The organism is Bacillota bacterium, from assembly GCA_013178125.1.
Taxonomy (GTDB): domain Bacteria; phylum Bacillota; class SHA-98; order Ch115; family JABLXJ01; genus JABLXL01.
The window spans coordinates 1-11,853 of record JABLXJ010000020.1 but is presented as its reverse complement, the minus strand read 5'-3'; the positions used below and the strand labels follow the sequence as shown (position 1 = coordinate 11,853).

11 protein-coding genes are annotated in these 11,853 nt (G+C 48.2%); 9 read left to right on the top strand and 2 right to left on the bottom strand.

The window, feature by feature from the left end:
- The first annotated feature begins 56 nt into the window (after positions 1-56).
- The 3 genes from HPY71_13185 to HPY71_13175 all read left to right on the top strand — a co-directional run bounded on the left by HPY71_13185 (position 57) and on the right by HPY71_13175 (position 3,956).
- Complete coding sequence (locus HPY71_13185; protein NPV54448.1) at positions 57-1,088, top strand: M20/M25/M40 family metallo-hydrolase; 1,032 nt, start codon at positions 57-59, stop codon at positions 1,086-1,088.
- Positions 1,089-1,314: 226 nt separating this feature from the next.
- Complete coding sequence (locus HPY71_13180; protein NPV54447.1) at positions 1,315-2,520, top strand: DUF401 family protein; 1,206 nt, start codon at positions 1,315-1,317, stop codon at positions 2,518-2,520.
- Positions 2,521-2,885: 365 nt separating this feature from the next.
- Positions 2,886-3,956 carry a TIM barrel protein gene (locus tag HPY71_13175; GenBank protein NPV54446.1) on the top strand — a complete coding sequence of 357 codons (1,071 nt, stop codon included), beginning with the start codon at positions 2,886-2,888 and terminating at the stop codon, positions 3,954-3,956.
- Between the two features lie 1,149 nt (positions 3,957-5,105).
- On the opposite strand, the gene HPY71_13170 is transcribed toward HPY71_13175, so the two are convergent.
- A complete protein-coding gene (locus HPY71_13170) occupies positions 5,106-5,999 on the bottom strand; it encodes a coenzyme F420-0:L-glutamate ligase (protein ID NPV54445.1) in 894 nt (297 codons plus the stop codon).
- A 208-nt stretch (positions 6,000-6,207) separates the two neighbouring features.
- Here HPY71_13170 and HPY71_13165 point away from each other — a divergent pair, with 208 nt between their 5' ends.
- From HPY71_13165 to HPY71_13150, 4 genes are all read left to right on the top strand, one after another.
- Positions 6,208-6,444, top strand: a complete 237-nt coding sequence (locus HPY71_13165; protein ID NPV54444.1) for a hypothetical protein — start codon at positions 6,208-6,210, stop codon at positions 6,442-6,444.
- Positions 6,445-6,901: 457 nt separating this feature from the next.
- Complete coding sequence (locus HPY71_13160; protein ID NPV54443.1) at positions 6,902-7,219, top strand: hypothetical protein; 318 nt, start codon at positions 6,902-6,904, stop codon at positions 7,217-7,219.
- Positions 7,212-7,424: a hypothetical protein gene (locus HPY71_13155; protein NPV54442.1), complete on the top strand. Its 213-nt coding sequence runs from the start codon at positions 7,212-7,214 to the stop codon at positions 7,422-7,424. The genes HPY71_13160 and HPY71_13155 overlap by 8 nt, the downstream gene beginning before the upstream one ends.
- Positions 7,425-8,306: 882 nt before the next feature.
- A complete protein-coding gene (locus HPY71_13150) occupies positions 8,307-8,636 on the top strand; it encodes a hypothetical protein (protein NPV54441.1) in 330 nt (109 codons plus the stop codon).
- 366 nt (positions 8,637-9,002) lie between these two features.
- On the opposite strand, the gene HPY71_13145 is transcribed toward HPY71_13150, so the two are convergent.
- Positions 9,003-10,088, bottom strand: coding sequence for a sulfatase-like hydrolase/transferase (locus HPY71_13145; protein NPV54440.1), 1,086 nt, complete (start codon positions 10,086-10,088; stop codon positions 9,003-9,005).
- A gap of 303 nt (positions 10,089-10,391) precedes the next feature.
- On the opposite strand from HPY71_13145, the gene HPY71_13140 reads away from it, so the two are divergent.
- Both HPY71_13140 and HPY71_13135 read left to right on the top strand, forming a co-directional pair.
- Positions 10,392-11,300 (top strand): DUF4351 domain-containing protein, encoded by a 909-nt coding sequence (locus HPY71_13140; protein NPV54439.1) that lies wholly within the window; start codon positions 10,392-10,394, stop codon positions 11,298-11,300.
- Between the two features lie 92 nt (positions 11,301-11,392).
- Complete coding sequence (locus HPY71_13135) at positions 11,393-11,605, top strand: hypothetical protein (protein NPV54438.1); 213 nt, start codon at positions 11,393-11,395, stop codon at positions 11,603-11,605.
- Positions 11,606-11,853: the final 248 nt, after the last annotated feature.

The window sequence follows — 11,853 nt, the reverse complement described above, 5'->3', positions numbered from 1 at the left end:
TCGAAAGAATCTGTTTGCTGCCAATGAATTGGCCCAAACGTCTTGACGAGGGGAGAATGAAGAAGGTGTTACGTGAATCTCTTTTCGAACTCGTACAGCTGTGCGCACCATCTGGTCATGAAGATAGGGTGGCCACATATCTTTCCAAGAACTTAAGACAATACGTCGACGAAATTGAGATTGATGCTATAGGCAACGTTATAGCTTATAGGCGAGGACGTGGAAACGTAAGTCTCATCCTCATGGCCCATATGGATGAGGTGAGCTTAGTTGTTCGGGATGTGGATGAATATGTGTGGTTTGAGAGGGTTGGCTGGATAAACGAAAAGGTGCTCATGGGGACCGCTGTTAATATAATAGGCCGCGATGGTGACGTGACCGGGGTGATATGCTCAGCTTCGGCTCATTTCGAAGAAACTGGCAGTGGTGAGCTTTGGATAGATGTGGGAAACAGGCAGGAATCCGTTGCTATAGGCGATCCTATAACGTTCGCTCCGAATGCTCGCTGGTTAGACGAAGAAAAGCGTTTCTTGGCAAGTAAGTCTGTTGACGACAGGGTTGGTTGTGCCATTTTATTAGATGTTGCGAAACGATTGATGGGACAAGATTTGAATTGCAACGTTTATTTTGTAGGATCGGTACGTGAGGAAGTGGGCTCTCAAGGGGCTGCATATATATCATCCAGATTGAAAGCGGACTTCATGATAGCATTGGATACCGCTTTTGCCAATGATGCCGCCTTCGACCGCCATAAGATCGTAGGCCTCAGCGAAGGTCCAGTTCTTCGTAAATTCCAAATGAGTCAGCCAGTTGGAAGCCTTTATCCTGCCAAAGTACTGTATTCTAACAAGGAACTTGACGAAATGCTTGTCGCTGCGGCCGAACGGTTGGGGGTGAAGTTGAATCCGGACATATATGCTCGGACCTTTACGGATACTACCATTGCTTCAGAGGTTAACCCGGCACTTCGTTGTTCAACACTAATGATCCCTCGCCGATACTCTCATTCGCCGATTGAGGTGGTTGATGTCAGAAATGCTGAGATGGCTTCTGATATCTTGGTAGATATGCTTATGAATATGCCGTAACCCTCATGCCGCTATGGGTTCCATAGGCAATGAAAATGCCGCCAGGCAACGTAGATTCAATCTCGGGAAACGGTTGTTGACTCGCGAGTTCACCAGGAATAGCTGGGTCATTTTCACGGTAGCCTATCGAAAAAATTCAAGCAACAAGTAAGTAAGAAGTGAACCAATAGTTGAATAGGAGAATGTTATGTTAGAGTTTTTATGCCTTATTGCAGTTTGCCTGCTTATGATAGTTCTCTTGCGTCGTAACCTTAACCTCGGGCTTGTAATACTCGTAGCTGCGGTGATCCTCGGTGTCAGCTTCGGAATGGGAGCCGCCGCGTTGGGCGCAATCGCTGTGAAGTCAGCCACATCCCCCGATACTCTGGATCTTATTTCGGCCCTGGTTTTAATCGCGTTTCTAGAGCACGCAATGAGGCGCGCAGGACTGATGCAGAGGATGGTAGGCGCCCTCCATGCCCTGATTTCGGACCGGCGCATCATCATGGCCGCCTTACCGGCCTTCCTCGGGCTTTTACCATCGGCGGGTGGGGCGCGATTCTCAGCGCCTCTGGTTCATCAGGTTACGGCCAACCTCGAGATCCCGCCCGAGCGCAAGGCATTTATCAATTACTGGTACAGGCATATCTGGGAGTGTGTCATGCCGATTTATCCCTCCATTATCGTGGCGGGCCAGGTGCTGGATTTGCGTCTGGACCGGCTTATCATAGGGATGGTCCCCATGGTGCCGATTACAATTGCGGCGGGGATCATTCCTGCATTTAAGGGAATGACGCGTAAAGGGACGATATCGTCGGAGGGGACTGCGGCGGGAACACCGGATATGGCGGCAGGGAAGGTATCCTGTGTGTTTGATGCGCTGGCTGCCCTCAGCCCTGTCATCGCGGTCGTAGTGGGCGTCACGATCCTGAAGCTGAATATATCAGCTGCTGTTGCGGCCGTCCTCATCGTTATGATGATCGTGGGGAGATATTCGTTAAGAGACGCGTGGAGCCTTGTGAGAGAGGCCTTTTCCCGGAATGTAGTAGCCCTTGTGCTCGGCGTGATGTTGTTTAGGGACATTCTCGTAGCTAGCGGTGCGTTGAATCAAATATCGACGTTCCTGAGTGTAACAGGAATTCCACCTATGTTTCTCCTATTTATCCTGCCGTTTTTGGTAGCATTCTCAACCGGTCTCGGGGTCACAGTGCCAAGCATCGCCTTTCCACTTATTATGGGGATATTGATCACTGCAGGTAGCGTGAATCTTTCTTACGTGACTTTCGCCTTTGTGAGCGGGTTTGTGGGGACGATGTTATCGCCGGCTCACTTGTGCCTGGTGCTCACCGTGGATTATTTCAAGGCCAGCTTCGCAAAGGTACAGAACTCCCTCTGGGCGCCGGCGATAGCGGTCGAGCTTGCGGCGCTGGTGCTGGCATCTCTCAAGGGCTAGCGTGGATTTTCATAATAGAGGGATAATGGAAATCGGCTTCCTGACGGGGTTTCTTAGTGGATTGCTAGTACTGAGGGCGTCGGTTTTCCCCAGGTAGTTAGTAATAGGCGCCTACGCAATGTAGAATTACTACAGTCCAATAGCATCGGGCTGTACCATCTTGCCACAGATTGGAGAAAATCGACGCTCTCAGTAGTGCCCTGTTATGTAGGAACCCTCTAGCAACGTAATAGCCTAAGTGCCGTCGAAGACACTGTTTTTAGTAGAATACTACAGCTGGGCCTGTTGAATTGGCAATGACTGCAGATCTGACAGAGTAGTATTAATTTACCCAAGCAAAACCTTAGGGAAGGAGTAATGATAAGATGGCGGAAGAGAAAGTATTAGGAGAAAATCCAGTATTAGGGGGTGTGTACAGATTCTCCGCAGGCCCATGGAATATTCATGAGGGTGCGGACCCCTTCGGCCCCGCGGTTAGAGAGCCTTTTACATTTGAGGAAAAGATAAGGTTCCTAAAGAATTTAGGTTTTGATGGTGTCCAGTTCCATGATGACGACGTAGTTCCCGGGCTCACTGATATGTCTACTCCTGAGATCTTGGCACGTGCTCGCCAGATTAAGAAGCTATTGGATGATGCCGGTCTGGTAGCTGAGTTTGTGGCTCCAAGGCTTTGGGAGGCGAGGGAATTCGTAGATGGTGCCTATACTGCGAATGATCTCAAGTTGAGGGAGCAGGCTATAGGTCGTTCCCTTTTGGCAATAGATATAGCTAGGGAACTCGGGACGAGGAATATTGTCCTCTGGCTTGCGCGGGAAGGTACCTATATTAGAGAATCCAAGGCATCCAGAAAATCAGTAGAGTACATCCTTGACGCCATAAATAGAATGCTTGAATATGATAAAGGAATCAGGATTCTTATCGAACCTAAGCCAAATGAACCCATGGATCATGCATATATTCCTACTATAGGTCATGCTTTGGCTCTGGCGTACATGAGTGCCGACCCAGCCAGGGTCGGGGGCCTGATTGAAAGCGCTCATGCCATCCTTGCGGGTCTTGATCCCTCCGACGAGATGGGGTATGCCCTAGCCCACGGTAAGCTCTGGAGTGTTCACTTGAATGGGCAGAACGGGTTGAAGTTTGATCAGGATAAGTCCTTTGGCAGTGACAATTTGAGGGTTGCGTTTAACCAGGTTCGCGTCCTGGATGAAAACGGGTACGGTAGAAACGGTGAGTTCGTAGGCCTCGATGTGAAGGTGATAAGGACGCAACCTCGGGATTTGTCCACCAAGCACCTTGCCAACAGCATAAGGCTCTTCAAAGATCTTCTTGAGAAAGTTAGAACCTCGGATCGAGATCTTGAGCAGCAATTGATAGCTGCGAGGGATTATGAGGAACTCGATCTTTATATAAGTGAACATCTTATGGGGTGTTGAACCAAATTGAATTGGTAGGAGAGCATAATCCAAACCCAATGGTAGCGTGAAATAGACTGTAACTGTATAAGAAGATTTAAAACATAGATGGCGTATGCTCCAGTTTGAACAAGAAAGACAGACGCAAGGTCTATACAAGTCATAATGAACGAAGCCGGCTCCCATTCTTGTAACTTGTAAGCCGTAGGTTACACTAAATGTACATGCACTTAGTGCAGAGCTACATACGAAAGGGAGCCGGTACAATGAATAATACCACAAAATACGTCGGTCTGGATGTATCCAAAGAAAAAATTGCTTACCGCGCATAACCCCAGGGATGGGTTTGTCAGTTAAATCGCCACCTGACCGCACCAATACCTATACACCATTCGCCGTTTTATACCCCAGGGCCGTAAGTGCACAGAAGGCATTAGCACCATCTTTTGACCAACTCATCCTTGTTAACTTCTGCTGCCCCGTCACCAGAAAGTCTATGTCACGGTCGTATTCCTGCTCCGATACTTAAAATTAAACAAAAAAACCCCGGCCTCGAAGGGCCGGGCTATAAAAAATCAATGTTCAAATCGCACCTGTGGGATATGGTCAATAACATCTTTCAACGCTTGTTCTCTTGCCGAATCATTTAGTTCCTCCGGATTCTCTCCGGGGAGCCTGCCAGCCGGTACATGATATCCAACCCTTACGGAAAACGGGTTCAGCTTCACGCTGGCTTCTAGTCGGGCTCTTGAGTCCCTGTATGCTCGAAAAAACCTATACGGTTCAAGATCGCCACTACTACATCCACCACCGTTCCCAGGATGAAGTCCTGATACTTCTGCACCTACTCAGGCAGTGGGAAACCAAGCTTGGCAAGTTCATCTTTGAGCCTATCCACCGCCAGCTTCTTTTTCTCCTGGTTTTCCGAAATCCTCGGCCAGGACGATGAACGATGTCATCCCGGATGTTCATAGGCAGGGATCTCTCTACGATTTCCCGCGGGCGCTCAAATCAGAATCGTATTCTTACAAGTTTGATCGGGTTTTGCGGCAATTGGTTAATGTCGATTCTCGTGGCCGCGGGGAAGAAGCCAAAGACCCTACTCTTTTGTCCAGGGATGGCCCATGGAAGCGTCTCTTGAGATTGCTGTTTCCTCATGACGATACAGTATTAAATCCCTGTGTAGCGCGCAAGCCATAACCTGAATCTGGACCAGAAAAAGTACAGCATACCAGCCTGCAACCATCGGGCCGGCATTGCCAGATTCGTAGCCTTATTTGTATCGGCGGCATAATCCACGCCCCGTACAATGACTACAGGCACGCCCTCCGCCGTCTGTCCCATTACCAGGGCGCAGGCTCCAGCGATCAAATCCGCTATTGCATCCATACCCCCCACTTTTGGTCTGCCGAAACGATCAAGGTTTCCAAATTGCCTTCTTATTGGATCCATGCCAGCTACTCCTATGGCTATATCCGTTGTTCCCTGTCTTAGAATGCGAAACTCGGTGTCCGTCAATATGACAGCTACCTCTTTCCCCGTCAGATGTCGCAGATCCTCGCGAATCCTTCTCGCCGATGCATCGGGATTAGGGGGAAGCGGGCAGAACCCCTCCGGAACATTAGAGCAATCTATGCCAGCATCAGTCGCCAGCCCGCCTCCAAGCATAAGCGTCATAAGCAGCGTGCTTTCCTTCTCAATTGCCCTTTTTACCCTTTCAGGGTCTCCCCAAAACGGCGTCACCCCGAGATACTTAAGTGCAAGCCCGAGCGGGATGACCCCAACTATCCCCTGGCAAGAATCCAGTATTACCTGAACCTCTCTTGGATCCTTTCGGGTTACTCTGCCGATTCTTCTCGCAACCATCCCCAGCTTAACACTGTCCCGAGGAATAACTCTGCCTTCAGCCTTCGATACTATTTTCGAAGCAATAACCACCACGTCCCGGTCCTGGAGGTAAATTCCCTCCCGGGCGACAGCGTCAACTATTAGAGAAGCCAGATCGTCGCCAACCGATACCTCCGGAAACTGACCAAGACCCAAGATACGTATCTCTTTCCCCATAGTATCATCTCCCTTCCTTAATTATGGCATAAACCGCCATCCCTTATCGAGAATTTCCATTTCAAACAGAAGGCTCTTGTAAGATTATGTCTGGGGTGTATAATAAAATCAGAAAAGAGTTGATTGGCTTTACTTCGGATATTTGTATATCCTATGACGGGCGGGTGAACGGGTTGTGATATGATATTTCCTTCAGGAGGCGATAGGCATGTTCAGGTGGGTACTCCTCATAGCGGTGTTTCTCGCCGGTATTGGCCTACGCCTTATTACGGCAATGGGCTTGTGGCAGTTCAGGCATAGCGGTAGCTATGCCAGCGCGCACCATCCGAAGAAAGTGAGTGTCACCCTTTCGAGAAGGCCTATTAGCCCGGTTCAAGGAACGAAAAAGAAGGATATTATGAATGTCCCCCGGAGGCATGATAGGAATTCACAGATAGGTTATTGAGTTTTGCCGAAGCTATTAATCCTGCACTCCTGTTGTTTAGACAAGATAAATCATAGATCCCTCCCCTTCTATGTTACTGGCGTTACCCCGAACTGGAAATTCTTTTTCAAAAACTAGCATCCTAACAAAAAGAAGTGTTCTCAAACGGATATCCAGAAATCGCCTCAAATTCTCGTCATTACTGGCTTTAAGGTACTTTGGGCAAGTTGCGGACTATTTCATTTTTGACGCTTACACTCATTTTCTATGTTCTCGCAAACCCGCGTCATTACTGTATTTGAAGCCCCAGTACCTTTTCGTTGAACAAAAATATCGGCGCAAACCTGCATGAAATCTGGTTAGAACAGTTCTCTCGTCCTTAGAAAATGCAATTTCCCATGGTTTATTATGGAAGAAATCTTTAGGCTCGGAAGGAGAGAAAAAGGGTTTAAAAGAGGGTTGAGATATAAAAGGGGGTGTGGGAGGGGTTCTCGTTCCTATCGGCGAATGGGTAGGCAACAATGCTCGTGACCTTCTCCGTAAGGCTCGAGAAGAAAGCCTCAGTTTGGACGACCCCGAAGAATATGAGAGGGCCATGAACCGGGTGGTGAACAAGATTGGCAGCACCGCAAGAGAGGTACAATGGGGAGATTATTATTCGGCCATGTTTCGAGGGCTAAAACAGGGCAGTAAAGATGCCTGGATTTTGGCGAAGATGGGTGGTGCGAAGGAAGAGGAATTGGAGAAAGCCAGATTCAAGAATCCATTTATAGAGAAGGTGGTTACCCATGAATAGTGGTCAAGCAAAGCATTTTTACTACAGGTTTGCCGATACATTCTATCCATACGATGTATATGCAAATAACGGAAGAGAAGCCCGTCAGAAGATCCGTAAAGTATGGGGACTAAAAAGACTCCCCAGGAGTATAGAGATTTGGCAGAGTAACTATGTGGGAATATGGGATGCAGAATTTGAATGGCCGGGACATGTGAGGAGGTAATTGCCCACCCGCAAGGGCGGGTTTCTCATTTCAGTGCCCTATTAGCCGGCGGCCCAAGATACCAGGAAAATTTCGAAGGGAGAGATTTTCACATGTTGAACTACAACCCATACGTAAAGGCTACTGAGTATCCTTCTCGAATTACCACGGGAGTACTGAATTTTAGTGAATTAGAACAGTGGCTTTTCGACGAGGAAGGCATTGACCTCGACTATGAAGCCTGGCTCGAAGAGCATGATCCTAATTCCGATCCTTGTAGATGGGGATACCCATGATCTCCGAGATAGGTGGTTCCCCACAGAAGATGAGGCAAAAGAACATTTAGAATACACCCTTGACAGGTGGCATCATCCAGCAATATGGGAGTGTTTCGTAAGGATAGCCTAAACCGGAGGATTTTCCTCCGGTTGGTGAGTCCATATAACCCCCATGTTACGCCGCCCGGGAAAAATCCCGGGCTTTTTACTTTCCAAGGAAGGAGTAGTCAGAGTGTTATACCCGAATCTTGAGGAAGCGGGAATTGAAAAGCTTCTGGATTTCCTTGTCCGAGAAGGGCAAAAACCCCTGGTCGAGAGGTTCAAGACAGCCGATGAGCTGATCCAAATGAGGCTATATCCGAGGCGGAAAGATGGGAGTTTGACGAGATGGACGATGACATTAGCGTCTTCGAGTGCCGGATAGGTGAAGAAGGGGAAAAGATATATGTGAAGGACTTGCCCATAGAGATGGATGATGAGGAGTTCGAGGAGATGCAGCAGATCTTGTCCAAGTAACCTATCTCAGGCACTGAACATATTCTATTAACGCAGAGACTTACTCGCTCTGTAATTGTCATGTCGACCAATCCCAATGGTGCGGTCGAGAATGGAGGGAATTCATATAATGGAAGAAGTAGCAAACACGGGAATCTTCACCGAACCGTTACTCAGGGCACTCAAAGAACTCGAGGCAATTGAGGACTTCGGTGATCCCTTTAAGCAGTGCATTGCCGTCGAATTCGAATGTGATGATTGCTGCAAGAAAGCCCTGAACGCAAAGATCTTGACGATAGTTGATGGGTTTCTGATCTTAGTAGGCTTTAATAAGGGATGCATCTTGGTGAAGACAATAAGCGGCGGAGAATTAGTAGAAAAGGAAGTTGTCCGGGCAATTGTCATCCCGCTCAACAGAGTCTGTAGCGTCGAATTTGGCGCGGTACAGGTAGACCCATAATGGCTATCTTCACTGGACTATACTGAAAACAGGTGTGCTCGCCAAAGGCATTTTCATCCTTCTGATGGTACCGCTAAGGCGGCATGAACGAGTACTCTGTTGAGATAATAGTCCAGATGGATGCCATAGCCATATAGGTAGGGCGGGGATGCTCATGGAAGAAACATGATGGCAACGCCCTACCTTGTGCTTTTAGGTAATGAGTCTTGTGCAGATGGTCCTTACCGCCAATAAATGGGGCTGACCATTACCTGACAGGTCAGATACATCTTTGGCTGGATAGTATTTGGGGCAGCCCGACCGTATGGGCTGCCCCTCTTGAATGAAGCTTTAGAAATCAAGGATTTGCCGCGTAAGGTTCACCAACTACCAGGGCTTTTCTGGATCTGTCAGGAGTCTCCCGGGAAGTGGCAGATTAACCTCGGAAATGTCGACTCCCATACAGGTGAGGATCGTAGGCGCTATATCCCTCTGGTCACCCCTCCGTTCAATCGCCGGGTCATTCGTCGCAAGGAACACATAGAGAGCCATAGAATGAGTGGTCTTCCCCTCATCAAAACCGTGATCTGAGGTAACGTAAATGCGCGTCTCCTCATACATCCCCAGTCCTTTCAGCTTTTCCACTATCCGTCCCAGCCATTTGTCTGCTGCTATAATGGCATCTGAGCATTCGCGAGAATTCTCCCCATATTTGTGGCCGGCATGATCTGGATCGGAGAAATGGAAGAAGGCAAAGAATCGTCCTTTGCCATATTGATCCAGGCTATCCAGAGCAAGTTTCCCTACCTCATCAGCGAGCCTTGCCTTGTCGCCCTGGAAGAGATCGATAGCTGGTTTTACGTTGTAGAAAGACTCACCTCGATTGGATTGCATAGCGAAACCGCGCTTCGCCTTGACGCCTTCGAGCGATCCTTGAAATCCTGAAGGTAACCTTTTCAGAACTTTGGAAGGGGCTTCTGTGATAATAGAGATTATGGCACGCCTTACCTTGTCGTCCCCGAACACCTTTTTAAGTCTCTCCAATACCTGATCCCGAGACACGCCCTTCTTCTCTAACTGCTTCCACAAAAGCTCCGCGATTAAGGGTTCTTCTGAAGTGGGTCCTTTCGAACCGAGGTTTCCTCCCTTGCCAGTAATCATGATCGTTGCAATATTATCCTTCCCGAATGCATCTTCAAGCCGCTCGAAAATTGTATATCCTTTAGGGATTGGCTGGTAGACAGAGTTGCTGTATACGCCTGTGACTTCTGGACCATAACCTGTGAGCATCTGCGCGTGGCCAGCTTTGGTATCGGCTTTGTGGGTTACGTCTATTCCCACTATTGTGCCCTCTGCTATGAGGGCTTTGAGGTTAGGCAGCTGCCCTGCGTCCAGCAGCTCACGTAGATGATCTCTTTGAACCCCATCCCATGAGATAAGAACGGCATTCTTGACAGGCTCAGCAGCCGGCACGTTACGGGGGATTTTGCGTCAGGCGAGAGTTTCCTTGGACGATTTCATGGCCAATTTATAATACCGATCCTATCAAAGTTGACCAAGAGGCTCGCTGATGAAGGCAATGTCGTATGAAACCAGCTGAAGGAGGAGCCATGATCTATCTTCCCGAGGATGCCCCGAAAACGATAGATAAAGCTAATGAGGCATTGAAGAAGATGGGACTAATATAGCTACGACTAATATAGCTACTCAAGGCCAATTGTGACCTTTGCATAAATGTGGTAGACTAAAGTTAGAACCAGGTCGGGAGGGGTTAATTTGCCGGAACAGACGGGGCAGAAATACGATACAACCATCAAGCATTTATTCGCGGGTAACGAGGAGGCCCTGGTTGAATACTTCAGCGGCATAACCCTGGAGGATGCCGAGACTCTTAACATAGAATTCAAACTCCTTGAGAAAAGGTCATCTGACCTGGTGGTGAGGGGACTAACGGCACAAGGGCCGGCCATTTGCCACCTAGAGTTCCAGACAACGAGCGACTCAAAAATGCATTTAAGGATGCTCCGTTATTCGATCGAAGTATGCGACTTATATGGGGACTTCCCGTATCAGGTCTTACTCTACCTTGGGGCTTCCCCGCCCCACATGAAGAACAGCTTATCGTATCACAGGGGTGAACTCGGCAGGCTCGATTACCAGTACAGATTAGTGGATATCGGTTCATTGACGCGAGATTCCCTCAAGGCATCAAAGATACCCGAGTTATACGCGCTTTTGCCTCTCGCCGAAAGGGAAAATCGCAAAAAAGAACCTGACAGGTTTTTGAGGGAATGTGTGGATGACATTATAGATAGCCCTATGGAGCTTGAGGAAAAACAGAAGACCCTGGTTATGACGGAGATTTTCGCTGGGTTGGCATTTGGCAAGGTGATTATCGAGAGGATTTTCAAGGGGGTTATGGATATGTTTGATATCAGACAGTCCGCCGGATATCAGTTAATCAAAGAAGAAGGCATTCAAGAAGGCATAGAAAAAGGCATAGAGAAAGGCAAAAGGGAAGCCCTTTCTGAGATCACCTTGCGGCAGCTTCGTAAAAAATTCAAAAAGCTCCCAACCGAATACCTTGAGAAGATCAAATCACAGGATGTGCTTACCCTTGAGACAATTGCCGAAAACATATTCGAGATCGAGAAGCTGGAAGACCTCGACCAGTATCTAGCTTGATGCTACACCATAAACGAGGGTAGTGCATGCCCCGGGGTAACCCGGGGTTTTTGCTTCAATAGCGAATTCATACAAGGATCGGAGGTACTTTTATGTCCAAAAGCACAGATATCAAGCAGAAGTTCATAAAGACCATAACGGACTTTGCAGATGGTCTTTCGCCCGGACAGCAGGAAAAATCGATGAAATTCTTAGATTCTATCCCAAACGATGAGAAGGAGCTTGATGATTTCGTAAGGCGGGTCAAGGATTACATCGACCGAGAAACCGGACTTACGAAAAAGCCCAGTAGAATTGGGGCTTAGAGGGTTCCGCCCTGGAATGGATTTCCGCTTGGCGCGGGGTGTCAAGGTGTGATAGAATCCCTTCGGTGGCATAACCCGGAAGTTTAGGGAAAAGCCATCAGAAACGCCTTTATATATCATTTAGCGGAAGTTTCTCATTTATCAATGTGAATAGTCCTCAAATGCCCGTCTGATCTGGCTTTGAGCGCTCGGATTTGTATTACCCAATCATCGCAAGACCCTTAAGACCAAGCTCATCAAATAGTTTC

Excerpts from the sequence above, each read along its gene's own strand:
- HPY71_13170 (NPV54445.1), bottom strand. The coding sequence starts at position 5,999 with ATGGGGAAAGAGATACGTATCTTGGGTCTTGGTCAGTTTCCGGAGGTA.
- HPY71_13135 (NPV54438.1), top strand. The coding sequence starts at position 11,393 with ATGTCCAAAAGCACAGATATCAAGCAGAAGTTCATAAAGACCATAACG.
- HPY71_13165 (NPV54444.1), top strand. The coding sequence starts at position 6,208 with ATGTTCAGGTGGGTACTCCTCATAGCGGTGTTTCTCGCCGGTATTGGC.
- HPY71_13175 (NPV54446.1), top strand. The coding sequence starts at position 2,886 with ATGGCGGAAGAGAAAGTATTAGGAGAAAATCCAGTATTAGGGGGTGTG.
- HPY71_13185 (NPV54448.1), top strand. The coding sequence starts at position 57 with ATGAAGAAGGTGTTACGTGAATCTCTTTTCGAACTCGTACAGCTGTGC.
- HPY71_13155 (NPV54442.1), top strand. The coding sequence starts at position 7,212 with ATGAATAGTGGTCAAGCAAAGCATTTTTACTACAGGTTTGCCGATACA.
- HPY71_13150 (NPV54441.1), top strand. The coding sequence starts at position 8,307 with ATGGAAGAAGTAGCAAACACGGGAATCTTCACCGAACCGTTACTCAGG.
- HPY71_13180 (NPV54447.1), top strand. The coding sequence starts at position 1,315 with ATGATAGTTCTCTTGCGTCGTAACCTTAACCTCGGGCTTGTAATACTC.